The 17411-nt window shown below is 68.4% G+C and carries 10 protein-coding genes and 1 tRNA gene; 3 read left to right on the forward strand and 8 right to left on the reverse strand.

Annotated elements, in window-relative coordinates; translation table 11 throughout:
• Positions 1 to 66: 66 nt before the first annotated feature.
• The 3 genes from rpsA to polA form a co-directional block, all read right to left on the reverse strand.
• On the reverse strand, positions 67 to 1524 hold the full coding sequence (gene rpsA / locus RUH65_RS11360) for a 30S ribosomal protein S1 (RefSeq protein WP_313817539.1): 1458 nt from the start codon (positions 1522 to 1524) through the stop codon (positions 67 to 69).
• A 161-nt stretch (positions 1525 to 1685) separates the two neighbouring features.
• Positions 1686 to 3002, reverse strand: a complete 1317-nt coding sequence (locus RUH65_RS11365) for a GNAT family N-acetyltransferase (RefSeq protein WP_313817540.1) — start codon at positions 3000 to 3002, stop codon at positions 1686 to 1688.
• Complete coding sequence (polA, locus tag RUH65_RS11370; RefSeq protein ID WP_396180103.1) at positions 2986 to 5835, reverse strand: DNA polymerase I; 2850 nt, start codon at positions 5833 to 5835, stop codon at positions 2986 to 2988. Before polA ends, RUH65_RS11365 begins: the two co-directional genes overlap by 17 nt.
• Positions 5836 to 5941: 106 nt before the next feature.
• Here polA and RUH65_RS11375 point away from each other — a divergent pair, with 106 nt between their 5' ends.
• Together RUH65_RS11375 and RUH65_RS11380 are read left to right on the forward strand one after the other, a co-directional pair.
• On the forward strand, positions 5942 to 6514 hold the full coding sequence (locus RUH65_RS11375) for a hotdog fold thioesterase (RefSeq protein ID WP_396180105.1): 573 nt from the start codon (positions 5942 to 5944) through the stop codon (positions 6512 to 6514).
• A 201-nt stretch (positions 6515 to 6715) separates the two neighbouring features.
• Entirely contained in the window at positions 6716 to 7300 is a 585-nt protein-coding gene (locus tag RUH65_RS11380) for a hypothetical protein (RefSeq protein WP_313817542.1), read from the forward strand.
• Positions 7301 to 7403: 103 nt separating this feature from the next.
• Here RUH65_RS11380 and RUH65_RS11385 read toward each other — a convergent pair.
• Positions 7404 to 7488 (reverse strand) — tRNA-Leu (locus tag RUH65_RS11385).
• Between the two features lie 134 nt (positions 7489 to 7622).
• Here RUH65_RS11385 and RUH65_RS11390 point away from each other — a divergent pair.
• Positions 7623 to 8240, forward strand: coding sequence for a response regulator (locus RUH65_RS11390; RefSeq protein WP_313817544.1), 618 nt, complete (start codon positions 7623 to 7625; stop codon positions 8238 to 8240).
• Between the two features lie 37 nt (positions 8241 to 8277).
• On the opposite strand, the gene pyk is transcribed toward RUH65_RS11390, so the two are convergent.
• From pyk to lgt, 4 genes are all read right to left on the reverse strand, one after another.
• Complete coding sequence (gene pyk, locus RUH65_RS11395) at positions 8278 to 9771, reverse strand: pyruvate kinase (RefSeq protein WP_313817546.1); 1494 nt, start codon at positions 9769 to 9771, stop codon at positions 8278 to 8280.
• A 77-nt stretch (positions 9772 to 9848) separates the two neighbouring features.
• Positions 9849 to 11339 carry a glutamate synthase subunit beta gene (locus tag RUH65_RS11400; protein WP_313817547.1) on the reverse strand — a complete coding sequence of 497 codons (1491 nt, stop codon included), beginning with the start codon at positions 11337 to 11339 and terminating at the stop codon, positions 9849 to 9851.
• Complete coding sequence (gene gltB, locus RUH65_RS11405) at positions 11332 to 15996, reverse strand: glutamate synthase large subunit (RefSeq protein ID WP_396180107.1); 4665 nt, start codon at positions 15994 to 15996, stop codon at positions 11332 to 11334. Before gltB ends, RUH65_RS11400 begins: the two co-directional genes overlap by 8 nt.
• A gap of 252 nt (positions 15997 to 16248) precedes the next feature.
• Positions 16249 to 17325 carry a prolipoprotein diacylglyceryl transferase gene (lgt, locus tag RUH65_RS11410; protein ID WP_313817549.1) on the reverse strand — a complete coding sequence of 359 codons (1077 nt, stop codon included), beginning with the start codon at positions 17323 to 17325 and terminating at the stop codon, positions 16249 to 16251.
• Positions 17326 to 17411: the final 86 nt, after the last annotated feature.

Genomic DNA, 17411 nt, shown 5'->3' on the forward strand with positions numbered 1-17411 from the left:
CGGGGGGGGGGGGGGCCTGTCTGGTCGGCGGGTCAGCCAGTGGCCGACCGGAGACTTATCAGTGGATCAGTTGCCGGTGAGCTTCTCGCGCAGGGCGGCGAGGGCCTCATCGGAGGCCAGGGTGCCCTGATCGGCCACCTGCTCGTTGTCGTCGGAGGAGTAGGAGGCGGCGCCGGACTCGACGTCGGCCGCGACCTCGGCATCCTCGTTGAGGTGGCGGGCCACCTGCTCCTTGTGGGCCTCCCAGCGGGCCTGGGCGTCAGCGTACTGCTGCTCCCAAGCGGCGCGCTGGGTCTCGAAGCCCTCGAGCCATTCGTTGGTCTCGGGATCGAAGCCCTCGGGGTACTTGTAGTTGCCCTCCTCGTCGTACTCGGCAGCCATGCCGTAGAGCGCCGGGTCGAACTCGGTACCCTCCGGATCGACGCCCTCGTTGGCCTGCTTGAGGGACAGCGAGATGCGGCGACGCTCGAGGTCGATGTCGATGACCTTGACGAACAGCTCGTCGTTGACGGACACGACCTGCTCGGCGGTGTCGATGTGGCGGGAGGCCAGCTCGGAGATGTGCACCAGGCCCTCGATGCCGTCCTCGACGCGCACGAACGCACCGAACGGAACCAGCTTGGTGACCTTGCCCGGCACGACCTGGCCGAGGGCGTGGGTGCGGGCGAAGAGCTGCCAGGGATCTTCCTGGGTGGCCTTCAGGGACAGGGAGACACGCTCGCGGTCCATGTCCACCTCGAGCACCTCGACGGTGACTTCCTGGCCGACCTCGACGACCTCGGACGGGTGGTCGATGTGCTTCCAGGACAGCTCGGAGACGTGCACCAGGCCGTCGACGCCGCCCAGGTCCACGAAGGCGCCGAAGTTGACGATCGAGGAGACGGTGCCGGTGCGGACCTGGCCCTTCTCCAGCTTGTGCAGGAAGTTGGAGCGGACCTCGGACTGGGTCTGCTCGAGCCACGCACGGCGGGACAGGACCACGTTGTTGCGGTTCTTGTCCAGCTCGATGATCTTGGCTTCCAGCTCCTGGCCGATGTACGGGGCCAGGTCGCGGACGCGGCGCATCTCGACCAGGGAGGCGGGCAGGAAGCCGCGCAGGCCGATGTCCACGATGAGACCGCCCTTGACGACCTCGATGACGGTGCCGGTGACGACGCCGTCCTCTTCCTTGATCTTCTCGATGGAGCCCCAGGCACGCTCGTACTGAGCACGCTTCTTGGAGAGGATCAGGCGGCCTTCCTTGTCCTCCTTGGTGAGGACGAGGGCCTCCACGCTGTCGCCGACGGCAACAACTTCATCCGGGTCCACGTCATGCTTGATGGAAAGTTCCCGGGACGGGATGACGCCTTCGGTCTTGTAACCGATGTCGAGCAGCACTTCGTCGCGGTCGACCTTGACGACGGTGCCTTCGACCAGGTCGCCGTCGTTGAAGTACTTGATGGTGGCGTCAACGGCGGCGAGGAAGTCCTCAGCAGTGCCAATGTCATTGATGGCAACCTGCGGGGCGGTGGAGGTAATGGTCATGTAGTAGGGGCTCCGATGTGGATTGTTCACTCGGCCGGGCGACGCGGACACACGAAGGGAACGCGACAACCCGGATAGTGGGTTGATATGAATATTGGTAGCGCACAGAAAGTGCTCGTTCAGTCTAACGACATTGGCAAGTCTGGGTCAAAGGCAGTCCGTCAGAAGCCCGTCATGCAGAAGACCGGCCGGTCCTGGGCCAGCAGGGCGGTCAGTTCCGCGGCTGCGCCGGGCCGGTGTTCGGTGATCCTCCCGGCCTGCCGCAGCACCTCCGCGGACACCCCGCCCAGGTACACGCTGGAGAGTTCGGCGACGTCCAGGGTAAGGTCCGGATCGTCGAACGCCTCGCCCCTCTCCTCGACGACGGCCGTGCCACTCTGCACGGTCAGCCGCCACATCCCGGCGGCGTGGCCGAGCGGGTCTGTGACCTCCAGGACCAGTTCGCCGTCCCGGTGATACGGCCGCCCCGTCAGGCACGCCGCGACGTCGAGGATTCGCAGCCACAGCTGGTCCGCGTGAGCGGTGGTCTTGACCCGGCGCGGGTCCACCAGCAGGTTCTCCAGCAGACGGTCGTCCGAGGCGAAGCCCCACTCGACCTTCCGGATCAGATCCAGGTGGACGAGGTAATCCCAGATCGCCCGGAAGCTCGCCGCCGTGCTCGCCACGAGCACCCCGATCTTGACCGTCGGGACCTTCTGGTCCCAGCCGGTGAACGTGTAGGTGACGTACCCGCGCGGCGTGCCGTCGCCGTCGTGATGCACGGCCACGAGCACCCCGGTGCCCTTGCCGTCGTTCTTGGACCGCCAGGTGTCCGTCTCGGTCACCGAGTAGGCGGCCGCGCGTCCCACGGCTCCGGGGCTCTGGCGGTGTGCACGGTCGTAGAGGGCCGGCCCCAGGTCCCGCAGGTCTCTCGGCTCCATCATCCGCAGGGATCCGGACACCGGCCCGGCAAGGGCGACCTCACCGCCGGTGTCCACCTCCACCGTGCGCCGGGTGGTGGCCACCCCGAACCCGAACCGCCGGTAGATCGTGGCCTCCGAGGCGCTCAGCGCCGCCACGGGAATCCCGGACGCCGCGGCGCGGTCCAGCTCGGCCCGCATCATGGCGCGCAGGATGCCCCGACGGCGGTGGGTGGAGCGGACGGTCACGTCCGAGATGAGGAAGCCCTCGATCTCCCGGCCGGACCCGGTCTGGAGGTACTTGCTGAAGGACGCGAAGGTGCCGACGGGCTCCGTGGTCTCCGGTTCCGCCCCGGCCTCATAGACGCCCACGTAGGTGCGCCGGTCCTGTCCGTACAGGTCCAGGATCTGATCCAGCGCGTCCCCGGTGGGGACTTCCTCATAGAAATTCCGCTCGACCGCGCCGATCATGCGGGCACCGCGGGGGTCCTCCGCGGCAGGCCGCCCGGAGCAGTGGAAGCGGTGGAGGTCCAGGCCGGGCAGGATCCCAGCGGTGAACTCCTCAGTGGGCCGCATCATGCCAGCTTCGCCCCACTCCCACGTTCACGTCCAGCGGGACCGAGAGCTGCGCGGCATGCCCCATCTTGTCCTCCAGCAGGGTGGTGGCCGCCTCCAGCTCGTCGTCCGGAACCTCCAGGATGAGCTCGTCATGCACCTGCAGCAGCATTCGGGACCGCAGGCCCTGCTCGTTGATGGCCAGCTGCACGTCCAACATGGCCTGCTTGATGATGTCCGCGGCGGAGCCCTGGATCGGGGCGTTGAGGGCGGCCCGCTCGGCCATGTCCCTCAACTGGCGGTTGTCACTGTTGAGGTCCGGAAGGTAGCGGCGCCGTCCCTTGATCGTGGCCGTGTACCCGTCCTGGCGGGCCTGTCCCACCACGTCCTTCAGGTAGTCGCGCACGGCACCGAAGCGGTCGAAGTAGCCCTTCATCAGTCCCCGTGCCTCGTCCACCGGGATCTGCAGCTGCTTGGACAGCCCGAAGGAGCTCAACCCATAGGCGAGGCCGTAGCTCATGGCTTTGACCTTGGCCCGCATCTCACCGGAGACCTCTGCCGGATCCACGCCGAACACCTGTGCCCCGACGAACCGGTGCAGGTCCTCGCCGTCCCGGAAGGCCTGGATCAGGGCCTCATCCTCGGAGAGGTGGGCCATGATCCGCATCTCGATCTGGGAGTAGTCCGCGGTCAGCAGGGTCCCGTAGCCTTCCCCCACCACAAAGACGTCGCGGATCTTCCGGCCGGCCTCGGTGCGCACCGGGATGTTCTGCAGGTTCGGGTGCAGGCTGGAGAGCCGCCCGGTGGCGGCGGCCGTCTGCGAATAGGTGGTGTGGATGCGGCCATCCTCGGCCACGGTGTCCCGCAGCCCCTCCACCGTCTGCCGCAGCTTCGTGGCATCCCGGTGGAGCATCAGGTTCTCGAGGAAGGGGTGCTGGGTCTGATTCAGCAGATCGTTGAGGGACTCGACGTCCGTGGAGTAGCCCGTCTTGGTCTTGCGGGTCTTCGGCATGTCCAGCTTCTCGAACAGCAGGGCCTGCAGCTGTTTCGGGGAGCCGAGGTTGACCTTCTCCCCGCCGGTCACCTCCGAGACCGAGGCCCACGCCGACTCTTGGGCGGCCTCCATGCGCTCCGTGAAGTCGGCGAACAGCCCGTCCAGGACCGACCGGTCCACGGCGATGCCGGCCAGCTCCATGTTCACCATGACCTCGGCCAGCGGGATCTCCAGGTCCAGCAGCAGCTGCTGGGCGCCACGCTCGATCAGGGCCGGCGAGAAGACCTCCGAGAGCCGGTGCACCATCCAGCCGGCCCGGACGGCGGCGGCAGCGCGGGCCCGGAGGACGGCCTCCTCCGAGGAGGCCCCGGCATCGACGGCGCTCTCCAGGTCCAGTTCGAGCTGGTCCCCGGCCTGGGTCGGATCGTCCTCCATCTCCAGGGTGGACTGCAGGTAGGTCTGCACCAGCGCGTCCAGGCCGTAGCCGCGGCGGTCCGGCTGGATCAGGTAGGCGGAGAGCAGGACATCATCCACGACGCCGGCCAGCACCAGGTCCGTCCCGAGTGCCGTCCGGTGCCCGGTCGCGGAGAGCGACTTGGCGACGGCCTTGAGATCGTAGATCGCCTTCGGGTGGCCCGCCTGCGCAAGGTAGGCCGCGAGCACCGGGCCGGGGCCGGCGTCGGGCGTGGCGTCCTCAGCGGAGGCGCTCCCTGCGGGGAGCTGGAGGTCAACATAGACGGCGGCCTTCTCGGCCGGCGCAGTGTTCGCGCCCGCAGTGCCGGCACCGCCGCCAACCTCCGCCACCAGGGCGGCGCCGATCGCGACGCCGTAGTCCCCGGGGGCCGGGATCTTGCGTTTGGGCAGGATGGCCGGGCCGTCCAGGACCACGTGCACACCCATCAGGTTGGCGGCGTGCTCGGAGAGGAAGGACTCCAGCGCGGCCGCACCGGCGCCATCCGGGGTCAGGACCGTGAACTCCGGGGTGGCCTCGGCCGGGGCCGTCTCCGGCTCTCCCCCGAGTCGCTCCGCCAGGGTGTCGAAGAGACGCTGGCGGACGGTGTTGAACTGGAGCGCGTCGAAGAGCTCCTCGACCTGCTCGTGGTCCGGGTGGGTGAGTTCGGTGGCCTCGAGAGCCACAGGCAGCTCCATGTCCCGCAGCAAGTGGTTCAGGCGGCGGTTGCGCCGGACGTCGTCCGCGTGGTCCCGGAGGGACTGACCGGCCTTGCCCTTGATCTCCTCGGCGTGCTCGAGCACGTCCTCGACGGTGCCGTAGAGGCTGATCCACTTGGCCGCGGTCTTCGGGCCGACACCCGGGACGCCCGGCAGGTTGTCCGCCGTCTCGCCGACGAGGGCGGCCAGGTCCGGGTAGCGCTCCGGGGGCACGCCGTACTTCTCGATGATGGCGGTGGCGTCCATCGGCGGGATGTCCGAGACGCCCTTCTTCGGGTAGAGCACCGTCGTCTTCTCCGTGATGAGCTGGAAGGCGTCCCGGTCCCCCGAAACCACGCGGGTGTCCCAGCCGGCGGCCTCGGCCTGCGCGGCGAAGGTCGCCACGATGTCATCCGCCTCGAACCCGTCCACCGAGACGGTGGGGATGTTCATGGCCTCCATGACCTTGACGATCAGGTTGATCTGCCCGTGGAACTCCTCGGGCGTCTTCGAGCGGCCCGCTTTGTACTCCGTGTACTCCTCCGAGCGGAACGTGGGGGTGTCCAGATCGAACGCCACCGCCACGTGCGTGGGCTTCTGCTGGCGGATCATGGTCAGCAGCATGGTGGTGAAGCCATAAACGGCGTTGGTGTGCTGACCGGTGTCCGTGGCGAAGTTGTCCACCGGCAACGCGTAGAAGGCCCGGAAGGCCATGGAGTGGCCATCGATGACCAGCAGGCGCTGGTCGGCGGCCGGCGGCGCGGCGGGGACGGCGGAATCAGGAACGGGATTGCTCGAATCAGTCACGGGTGCCAGCCTAATGGTCATGAACGACGCCCAGACAGCAGCCGCCGACACGTCTTCGGCCACCCCATCGGCCACATCACCGGACACGACGCTGGCCGAGCATGCCTTCGTGCCGGGTGTCACCCCTGAGCTCAGTCCCGAGGAGCGCCGGCGGATGATGTTCGACTCCGGCATCCCGGAGGAGCTCCACCACCAGCTGGGCGTGCTGGGCATCAGCCCCCTGGCGGCGAAGATGGGCATCATCTTCCAGGAGATGACGGTGGAGCGCATGGTGGCCACCATGCCAGTGGCGGGCAACGAGCAGAACGCTGGGCTGTTGCACGGCGGCGCCCACCTGGTCCTGGCCGAGACCCTCGGGTCGATCGGCGCCGTGCTGCACACGGGCGGGAGGAATCCGGTGGTCGGGATCGAGATCAGTGCCACCCATCACCGCGGTGCCACGAGCGGCCTGGTCACGGGCACCTGCACGCCGATCCACCTGGGCGGGACGCTGACCACGCATGAGATCGTCATGACCGATGAGCACGGCAAACGCCTGTCCACGGCCAAGATCACGAACATGATCCTGGATCCGAGCCGGCGCTGAGGTGCGGCTGGACGGGGACGGGATGAGACTGGTCCCCGCGGCCCATAGCCTGCTGCACTCATCCACATCGTGGTTTGCCGCTGATGATGAAAAGCACGGCTGACCGCACCGATAAGTACGTCGACGATCTCGGCGTAGGAAGCCAAGAACAGCACTGACCCGTCATCGTCAGAGCTCGCACCAGGAGAAGAGGGAACCCACTTGAGTTACGAACAACCCACCGCCCCCATGCCCCCCGCGCAGCCCATGCCGCCGGCAAAGCGCACCAACGGCGTCGGCATCGCCGCACTCGTCGTCGGCATCATCGCCATCCTGCTATCCCTGATTCCCATTGTCGGGATCATCATCGGGGTCGCAGCCGCCATCCTGGGCACCATCGGCCTCGTCCTAAAGAATCGTGCCAAAGGCATGGCCATCACCGGCCTCATCCTCGGCGTCGTCGCCATCATCGTCAGCATCATTGCCACTGTGATCGCAGGTGCCTTCATCAACGAAGTCGACCAGCAGATGAACACGGAGCACTCCATCGAGTACAAGGCCACCGTCTCCACCGGCGCCGCCTCAGTCTCCTACGGCACCATCGAAGGCCAGTCCACTGCCGACTTCGAAGGCCAGTGGACCGAGTCCGCCGCAGTGACCGGCTTCGACGCCGCCAGCCTCACCGTCACCGGTGATCCCCTGGCCGAAGACCAGGAACTCACGTGCGAGATCATCGTCAACGGCGAATCCGTCACCACCCAGACCGGAACCAGTGCCGTCTCCTGCTCCGGATCCACGATGGACTGACCACCCAGACACCGTGATCCGGACCAACACCGGCTCTGAGGTCCGGCCGCCTGACCGCATGAAAATGGCCCCGATCCCCTGCACTGCGAGGGATCGGGGCCGGTGGTGCCCGAAGTGGGACTTGAACCCACACATCTTTCGATACCGCATTTTGAGTGCGGCGCGTCTGCCAATTCCGCCATTCGGGCTTGCCAACTGCCAGGGTGATGCCAACCGGAGCCGGCCTGACAACCCTCCAAGGATACACGTCATGATCAGGCTGTGCGTCGTGGCCCGGCGTCGAACCGATACGCTGTTCGTTGACCGAGCGCAAGGAGTCTTCATGCCGACCGAGCAGAGCGAATCGACCAGCCGCCCCGAGGCGGAACCCGTGAGACTGCGCGTCGTCGTCGCCGAGGACGAGACGCTCATCCGGGTGGACATCGTGGAGATCCTCACCGGGCAGGGCTATGAGGTGGTCGGCGAGGCGGACAACGGCCAGAAGGCCCTGGAGCTGGCCACTGAGCTGGAGCCGGACGTGGTCCTGATGGACGTCAAGATGCCCGTGATGGATGGCATCACCGCCGCCGAGCACATCGCCCAGGCCAAGGTCGCCCCCGTGGTCCTCCTGACCGCCTTCAGCCAGCGGGAGCTGGTGGAGCGGGCCCGCGAGGCCGGGGCCATGGCCTACGTGGTCAAGCCGTTCAATGAGAACGACCTCGTGCCCGCGATCGAGTTGGCGGTGGCCCGCTTCGACGAGCTCCGGGCTCTCGAGGAGGAGGTTTCCGACCTCGCCGAGCAGTTCGCCACCCGCAAGCTCGTCGACCGCGCCAAGTCGCTGTTGACGACCACCCTCAACCTGACCGAACCGGAAGCCTTCCGGTGGATTCAGAAGAGCTCGATGGACCGGCGGCTGAGCATGCGCGAGGTCGCCCAGACGGTCATTGACCAGATGGGCTGACCCCGCGCGCGCAGTCACACGCTGTGCCTCCCGGACCTCACACGGGCGAACGCGCCGGCCACATCCCGACCCGCTCGGCGTTCCGCTGCGGGTAACCCTCCACGAGTCCCCCGGAGTCGTCCAGGTCCCCGATGCGGTGGACCTTGACGATGTTGGTGGAGCCGACGAGGCCGGGAGGGGACCCGGCGGCGATGACCACCAGGTCGTTGACCCCGGCGATGCCCTCCTGCAGCAGGGAACGGTCCACCTGCGCCGTCATCTCGTCCGTGGAGTCCGCGAAGGGCACCATCTTCGGCAGCACGCCCCAGGACAGGCACAGAATGTTGTGCGTGTGCTCCACGTGCGTGAACGCGTAGATCATCTGCTGGGGTCGCAGCCGGGAGAGCCTCCGGGCGGAGTCGCCCGACTGGGTGAAGGCGGCCAGGTAGCGGACATCCAGCTGGTCCGCGATCTCCACGGCGGCCCGGGTGATGGCCCCGCCGCGGGTCTTCGGCCGGGAGCCGAGCGGGCGGATCCGGTCCAGTCCATGGGTCTCCGTGGACTCGATGATCCGTGCCATCGTCTCGACGGTAGCCACGGGGTACTTGCCCACCGAGGTCTCCCCCGAGAGCATGACGGCGTCGGCCCCGTCCAGCACGGCATTGGCGCAGTCGGAGGCCTCGGCGCGAGTGGGCCGGGGGCTGTCGATCATGGACTCCAGCACCTGGGTGGCCACGATGACGGGCTTGGCCCAGCGACGGGCCAGCTCGATCGCCCTCTTCTGCACCAGCGGGACGTCCTCGAGCGGCAGCTCCACGCCGAGATCACCGCGGGCCACCATGATGGCGTCGAACGCGTCCACGATCCCGTGCAGCGCCTCCACGGCCTGCGGCTTCTCGATCTTGGCGATCACGGGGACCCGGCGGCCCTTCTCGTCCATGATCTCGTGCACCCGCTGGATGTCCTCCGCGGAGCGGACGAAGGACAGGGCGATCATGTCCACGCCCAGGTCCAGGGCCCAGCGCAGGTCGTCCTCGTCCTTCTCGGACAGGGCGGGGACGGTCACCGCCACGCCGGGCAGGTTGATGCCCTTGTTGTTGGACACCGTGCCCGGGACCACCACCTCGGTCACGACGTCGGTCCCGGTCACCTCCACGGCGCGCAGGGCGACCTTGCCGTCGTCGATCAGCAGGGCGTCCCCGGGACGGACGTCCGCGGGCAGCCCCTTGAAGGTGGTGCCGCAGCGCTCCGCGGTACCCTCGATCTCCTCCGTGGTGATGGTGAACCGGTCACCCACCCTCAGCTCGTGCGGTCCATCGGCGAACCGTCCGAGCCGGATCTTGGGTCCCTGCAAATCCGCGAAGACCGCCACGGGACGGTCGAGGTCCCGGGCGGCCTTCCGGATGTCCGCATAGGTCTGCTCGTGGACGTCCCAGCTGCCGTGGCTCATGTTCATGCGCGCGACGTCGACCCCCGCGGCGATCAGGTCCTTGGTGTTCTGGTATCCCTCGTTGGCCGGGCCGAACGTGGCGACGATCTTCGCGTGTCTCATGTTCCCAGCCTAACCAGCCGAACCGACGTTGAGGTGAACAGCTGTGTGGTCACCTCCGGTCCACCGTCAGACCGCCGTCAGACCGACATGGCACGGTCGGTCGGCTCCACCGGGGACGGCAGCCGGGTCCAGGTCTCGAGTGACTCGTCCACGGCCTTCGCGCAGGCCCGGCCCTCGGCGATGGCCCACACCACGAGTGAGGCACCGCGCCCGGCATCTCCGGCCACGAAGACCCCTGGGGTGTCGGTCTCGTAGCGGTGGTCCCGCTTGACCAGTCCGCGTTCGAGCACGACGCCGGCGTGGCCCTCTCCGGAGGTCAGTCCGGCGTCCTCCACCCCGGTGAAACCCAGTGCCAGGAGCACCAGGTCCGCGGGGATCTCCCGTTCGGTGCCGGGCTTGGGCACGCGACGGCCGTCCGGCAGGTACTCGGTCTCGGCCACGCGCACGGCCCGGACCCGCTCCACGCCGTCGGCGCCCACCTCGCCGAGGAACTCGACCGTGGAGGCCAGGTACTCGCGCGTGCCGCCCTCGGCGTCCGCGGAGGTCACCTCGTAGACCCGCGGCACGGTCGGCCACGGCTGGTCGTCCGGACGTTCCGCGGGCAGTTCCTTGCCGATGGCCAGGGTGGTCACGGACGTGGCCCCGTGGCGGTGGGCCGTGCCGATGCAGTCGGCGCCGGTGTCGCCGCCGCCGAGAACCACCACGTGCTTGCCGTCGGCCCGGATCTGGGCTGCCGCCTCCGCCTCGTCCAGTTCTCCGTTCACCGCGCGGTTGGACTGGACCAGGTAATCCATGGCGAAGTGCACGCCGTCCAGCTGCCGGCCCTGCACGGGCAGATCACGCGGCACGGGCGCTCCGGTGGCCATGATGACGGCGTCGTAGCGCGACCGCAGCTCGGCCCACGTCATGTCCGTGCCGATGGCCACGTTGGTGCGGAAACGCGTCCCCTCGGCCTCCATCTGCTCGATCCGGCGGTCCAGGATGTCCTTCTCCATCTTGAAGTCCGGGATCCCGTACCGCAGCAAGCCTCCGATCCTCCCGTCCCGCTCGTAGACGGCCACGGTGAAGCCGGCCCGCGTCAGCTGCTGGGCGGCGGCCAGCCCGGTGGGGCCGGAGCCGACGACGGCCACGGTGTGGCCGTTGAGCCGCTGCGGGACCACGGGGTCCAGCCAGTCGTGGTCGAAGGCGGCGTCCGCGATGGCCACCTCGGTCTGCTTGATCGTCACGGCGGGCTGGTTGATGCCCAGCACGCAGGACGACTCGCAGGGTGCCGGGCAGATGCGGCCGGTGACCTCGGGGAAGTTGTTGGTGGCGTGCAGCCGCGCGGCGGCCTCCTCCCACCGGCCCCGGCGGACCAGGTCGTTCCACTCGGGGATGAGGTTCCCCAGGGGGCAGCCCTGGTGGCAGAACGGCACGCCGCAGTCCATGCAGCGCCCGGCCTGGGTCCGGATGACGGCCTCGTCCTGGCGGACATAGACGTCCTTGAAGTCCAGGATGCGCACGGGCACCGGCCGGGACGGCCGGTCCTGCCGCTCACGGGTGTTCAGGAATCCACGGGGATCAGCCACGGGTAGCCTCCACAATCCGACCCCAGGCGGCATCGCCGTCCGGGTCTAGTCCTTCGTCGATGACGGCCGCGCGCGTCTTCAGCACGGCGTCGTAGGTGGCCGGCAGCACGGTGGTGAACCGTGACATCACCGCCTCCGGATCTGCCTCCAGGTCAGAGAGCAGGTGGGCGGCCACCGGCGAGCCGGTCTCCGCACGATGGCGCTCCAGCAGGCCGATGATGGCCTCCCGGTCCTCCGCACGCGGCTCGAGCAGCAGCAGGTCGTGCTGCTCCACCGCCAGCGGATTCAGGGTGGTCTCGTCCAGGTCCAGGACCCAGGCGGTGCCACCGGACATGCCGGCCCCGAAGTTGCGGCCGGTCCGGCCGAGGATGAGCGCGCGTCCCCCGGTCATGTACTCGCAGCCATGGTCACCGATTCCCTCGACCACGGCGGTGGCCCCGGAGTTGCGGACTAGGAACCGCTCCCCCACGCGTCCGCGCAGGAAGACCTCGCCGGAGGTGGCGCCGTAACCGATGACGTTGCCCGCCACCACGTTGTCCTCCGCCGCGAATCCGGCCGAGGCGTCCGGGCGTACGACGATGCGCCCGCCGGAGAGGCCCTTGGCCACGTAGTCGTTGGCGTCGCCCTGCAGCCGGAGCGTGATCCCGGCCGGCAGGAAGGCGCCCAGGGACTGACCGGCCTCACCCGTGAGGTTCACGGTGATGGTGTCCGCCGGCAGCTCGTCCAGCAGCCGCGCCTTGGTGACGTGGTAGCCGAGCATGGTGCCGGCGGCCCGGTCCGTGTTGACGATCCGCTTGCTGACCTCGATCGGGGTGCCCTTGGCGATGGCGGGCTCGGCCAGGGTGATGAGGTCGTTGTCGAAGTGCTGGTCCAGCTCGTGGTTCTGCCCGTGGCTGTTGGACAGCTGACGTGCCTTGGCCGGGTCGGCCGGATCGTATCCGGCCAGGATGCCGCTGAGATCCAGGTCCTCGGTCTTCCAGTGGTTCCGGGTCGCATCCCGGTCCAGGACGTCGATGTGACCGATGGCCTCGTCGATGGACCGGAAGCCGAGCTCGGCCAGGTACTCACGGACCTCCTGGGCGATGAACTCGAAGAAGGTGACCACGAACTCGGGCTGGCCGGTGAACCGGGACCGCAGCTCGGGGTTCTGGGTGGCCACGCCCACCGGACAGGTGTCCAGATGGCAGACGCGCATCATGATGCAGCCGGAGACCACCAGGGGCGCGGTGGCGAAGCCGAACTCCTCGGCACCGAGCAGCGCGGCGATGACCACGTCCCGGCCCGTCTTGAGCTGGCCGTCCACCTGGACCACCACCCGGTCCCGCAGACCGTTGAGCATGAGGGTCTGCTGGGCCTCGGCGAGACCCAGCTCCCACGGGGCTCCCGCGTGCTTGAGCGAGTTCAGCGGCGAGGCGCCGGTGCCGCCGTCGTGCCCGGAGATCAGCACGACGTCGGCCTTGGCCTTGGTCACTCCTGCCGCCACGGTGCCCACCCCGGACTCCGAGACGAGCTTGACGTGCACGCGCGCCGCCGGGTTGGACCGCTTCAGGTCATAGATGAGCTCGGCGAGATCCTCGATCGAGTAGATGTCATGGTGCGGCGGCGGCGAGACCAGGGAGACGCCGGGCGTGGAGTGGCGCGTGGAGGCCACCCAGGGGTACACCTTGGTGCCCATGAGCTGGCCGCCCTCACCGGGCTTGGCCCCCTGCGCCATCTTGATCTGCAGGTCGTCCGCGGTGGCCAGGTAGAGGCTGGTCACGCCGAAGCGGCCGGAGGCGATCTGCTTGATGGCCGAGCGGCGTTCCGGATCCAGCAGGCGCTCCGGGTCCTCGCCGCCCTCGCCGGTGTTGGACTTGCCGCCCAGCCGGTTCATGGCGATCGCGAGGGTCTCGTGGGCCTCCTGGGAGATCGAGCCGTAGCTCATGGCGCCCGTGGAAAAGCGCTTGACGATCTCCGAGACGGGCTCGACCTCGTCCAGCGGGACCGGCTGGCGCACCCCGGTCTTCAGGGTCAGCAGCCCGCGCAGGGTCATCAGGTCCCGGGCCTGCTCGTCCACGCGCTGGGTGTAGTCCTTGAAGATGCCGTACTGGCGGGTCCGGGTGGCGTGCTGGAGCCGGAACACGGTCTCCGGGTTGAACAGGTGCGGTGGCCCGTCCCGGCGCCACTGGTACTCGCCCCCGGTCTCCAGCTCCCGGTAGGGATCGATGTCGTTGCCGTCCGGCGGGTAGGCCGCCCAGTGGCGCTGCTCGTTCTCGGCCGCGATGACACCCAGCCCGACCCCTCCCATGGGGGTGTGCGTGCCGGCGAAGTACCGGTCCACGAGGGGCCGTGACAATCCGATGGCCTCGAAGGTCTGGGCTCCGCAGTAGGACGCCACGGTGGAGATGCCCATCTTGGACATGATCTTCTGCACGCCCTTGCCGAGCGCCTTGATGAGATTCGCGACAGCCTGGGCGCGGGTCACGCCGGTGATGGCCCCGGTGCGGACCAGGTCCTCCGCGGACTCCATGGCCAGGTACGGGTTCACCGCCGAGGCACCGTAGCCGATGAGCACGGCCACGTGGTGGACCTCGCGGACGTCCCCGGCCTCGACGAGCAGCGAGGCGCGGGTGCGGTTGGCCGAGGACAACAGGTGGTGGTGCACGGCGGAGAGCAGCAGCAGGGACGGGATGGGAGCCCACTGGGCGTTCGAATCGCGGTCGGAGAGCACGATGTACTGCACGCCCCGGTTCACCGCGGCCGAGACCTGCTCACAGATCTCCGTGAGCCGGTCGCGCAGGCCGGCCGAGCCGCCGTCGACCCGGTACAGGCCACGGACTTTCAGGGCCACCTTGGCGCCGGACTGGACTCCGGACGCCCCGCCGGACTGTTCACGGGCCTCGGACCGCAGGTTCGCGATCTTGGCCAGCTGGTCGTTGTCGATCACCGGGAATTCGAGGTTCACGTGGTTGGTGCGCACCCGGTCGGTGGACAGCAGGTTGCCGTCCGGGCCGATCGAGGTCCGCATGGAGGTGACCAGCTCCTCGCGGATGGAGTCCAACGGCGGGTTGGTGACCTGCGCGAAGGACTGCGTGAAGTAGTCGAACAGCAGCCGGGGCCGCTTCGAGAGCACCGCGATGGGGGTGTCCGTGCCCATGGCGCCCAGGGGCTCCGCACCCTTCTCCGCCATGGGGCCGATCAGCAGGCGCAATTCCTCGGTGGTGTAGCCGAAGGTCCGCTGACGGTGTGCCACGGAGGTGGACGAGTAGTTGACGTGCTCACGCTCGGGCAGGTCGGTCAGGTCGATGAGGTTCTCGCGGACCCACTCACGCCACGGGTTGGCCGAGGCCACCTCGGCCTTGACCTCGTTGTCCTCGATGATGCGGCCCTCGTCGGTGTCCACGAGGAACATCCGGCCCGGTGCAACGCGGCCCTTGCGGACGATCCGGGAGGGCTCGAGCGGCAGCACGCCGACCTCGGAGGCCAGCACCACGAGCCCGTCGTCGGTGACCCAGTAGCGGGCGGGACGCAGGCCGTTGCGGTCCAGCACGGCGCCGACCTGGCGGCCGTCGGTGAAGGCCACGGCGGCGGGGCCGTCCCAGGGCTCCATGAGCATCGAGTGGTACTCGTAGAACGCGCGGCGGTCCGAGTCCATGGACTCGTGGTTCTCCCAGGCCTCCGGGATCATCATCATGACCACGTGGCTCAGGGGCCGGCCGGCGAGCATCAACAGCTCGGCGACCTCGTCGAAATTGGCGGAGTCCGAGGCACCCGGGGTGCAGATCGGATACAGCTTCTCCGGTTCCTCGCCGAGCACCGAGGAGGCCAGCTGGGACTGACGGGCGCGCATCCAGTTCCGGTTGCCCTTGACCGTGTTGATCTCGCCATTGTGGGCAATGGCCCGGAACGGCTGGGCCAGCGGCCAGGACGGGAACGTGTTGGTGGAGAAGCGCGAGTGCACCACGGCCAGGGAGGTGGCGAAGCGCTCGTCCGAGAGATCGGGATAGAACGGCTCGAGCTGGGCGGTGGACAGCATCCCCTTGTAGACGATCGTCTGCGTGGACAGGGAGGGGAAGTAGACCCCGAACTTGTTCTGGGTGCGCTTGCGGACGCGGAAGACGCGGGCGTCCAGCGAGTCGCCGGCCGTGGTGCCCACCGACGGGTCCAGGGCGAGGAACAGCTGGGAGAAGTGGGGCATGACCGCTCGGGCGGAGGCACCGAGCACCTCGGTGTCCACCGGGACGTCGCGCCAACCCAGGACCACGAGGCCTTCGTCGGTGGCGCGGTCCTGGATGCCGTCCACACACTCACGTCGTTCGGCGTCGTCCTGCGGCAGGAACGCCGTGCCGGCGGCATAGTTCCCGGACTCCGGCAGCTCGAAGTCGACGACCTCGCGGAAGAAGGCGTCCGGGATCTGCAGCAGCAGTCCGGCACCGTCGCCGGTGCCGTCATCCCCGCCGACGCCGCCGCGGTGTTCGAGATTGCGCAGTGCCACGAGGGCGTGCTGCACGATGTCGTGTCCGGGGGTGCCGCGCAGGGTGGAGATGACCGCCAGGCCGCAGTTGTCCGTCTCCGCGTCGGGCCGGTAGAGACCCTGCTCGGCGGGGATCGCGGAGAACCGGTTGAAGGGGTTCTTCGGGTCCCGGGCCAACGAGTCCTGGACTGAGTCCTCCGGCAGCGACCGTTCGGCCGGCGCTGACGTGGCGGCCTGAACAGGGTGTCCGGCCTCGGCGGGCTGGCCCTGAGGAGGGCGGGCGTGCTGGTCGTCGCGGCGCAATGTCATGAGAGTCCTTCCGTTGCGCAGGGCTTCTGCTGCGGTGGAAGGGGACATCTTCGGCCCCTACGTCGAGAGATGAACACGCGATTTCGTCCGCTTCACCTCACGTCAATGCAGTGGAGTCGATACTACCGAGGCGCGAGGCCCTCCATCTCATTTTTCGGTCGAATCGGCCACTTTTTTTGTTTCGGCTGCGTTAACTTTCGCGCCATCGATGGCTGGGTCGACCGGATCTGAGGCTCCAGCAGCTGTCGGGGACTCGGTCACGGTATCAGTCCCGGTCGTGGACTCGGTCGTGGAATCGATCGAGTTGGCGGTCTCTGTCTCGGAGTCCTCGACCGGTTCCCGGCCAGCACGCCACACCGAATCGGCCTCGGCCTTCCCCTCGGCGCTCTTCGGCCGGGTGAGCCCCAGGTAGATGAGGAATCCGATGGCGATCAGCAGCATCAGCAGTGAGGTCCACACGTTCAGGCGCTGGGTGGTGCCGAAGAGCGTGATCATCTCCGCGTCATCGATCCGGAGCATCTCGATCCAGGTGCGGCCGGCCGTGTACCAGGCGACGTAGGACCAGAGCATCATGCCCCGGCGCAGGCGCAGCCTGCGATCGATCAGCAGCAGCAGGGCCACCCCCACCAGATTCCACAGCATCTCGTAGGCGAACGTGGGGTGGAAGAGGGTGCCCTCGAGGGCACCGGCGGGAAAGTTCGGATGGTCGGCGGACACCTGCAGGCCCCACGGCGCCGTGGTGGGGCCGCCGAAGAGTTCCTGGTTGAAGTAATTGCCGAGCCGGCCGATGGCCTGGGCGAGCAGCACGCCCGGCGCCACCACGTCGGCATAGGCCGAGATCTTGAAACCGTAGCGGCGGCAGGCGATCCAGGCGCCCACGGCGCCCAGGGCGACGGCGCCCCAGATCCCGAGGCCGCCCTCCCAGACCCGCCAGATCTTGGTCAGGTCACCCGTGCCGTCGAAGTTCGGACCGAAATAGGCATCCGGGGACGAGACCACGTGGTAGAGGCGGGCGCCGATCAGGCCGAAGATGATGGCCCAGATGGAGACGTCGATGATGTTGCCCTCGGGACCGCCACGGGCCTTCCAACGCCGCGAGGCGAGCCAGAGGCCCGCGATCATGCCGGCCACGATGCACAGCGCATAGGCGTGGATCGTCAGGGGGCCGATCTCGAAGCCGTCCCAGATCGGTGCGGGGATGGCAGCTGTGATCAGCGCGTCCATCAGGCGTCTCCTCGGACGTTCTTCAGGGTGCCCGTGGCCAGCTCGGCCGCCAGGGTCCCGACGGCGGCCGGGCCGCCGTCCCGCAG

Source organism: Citricoccus sp. (assembly GCF_032154715.1).
Classification (GTDB): Bacteria; Actinomycetota; Actinomycetes; order Actinomycetales; family Micrococcaceae; genus Citricoccus.

Bases quoted from the DNA above. Each gene is read 5' to 3' on its own strand.
- RUH65_RS11365 (WP_313817540.1), bottom strand. From the start codon at position 3,002: ATGATGCGGCCCACTGAGGAGTTCACCGCTGGGATCCTGCCCGGCCTG.
- pyk (WP_313817546.1), bottom strand. From the start codon at position 9,771: ATGAGACACGCGAAGATCGTCGCCACGTTCGGCCCGGCCAACGAGGGA.
- RUH65_RS11375 (WP_396180105.1), top strand. From the start codon at position 5,942: ATGGTCATGAACGACGCCCAGACAGCAGCCGCCGACACGTCTTCGGCC.
- rpsA (WP_313817539.1), bottom strand. From the start codon at position 1,524: ATGACCATTACCTCCACCGCCCCGCAGGTTGCCATCAATGACATTGGC.
- lgt (WP_313817549.1), bottom strand. From the start codon at position 17,325: ATGGACGCGCTGATCACAGCTGCCATCCCCGCACCGATCTGGGACGGC.
- RUH65_RS11390 (WP_313817544.1), top strand. From the start codon at position 7,623: ATGCCGACCGAGCAGAGCGAATCGACCAGCCGCCCCGAGGCGGAACCC.
- polA (WP_396180103.1), bottom strand. From the start codon at position 5,835: ATGGCCTTCCGGGCCTTCTACGCGTTGCCGGTGGACAACTTCGCCACG.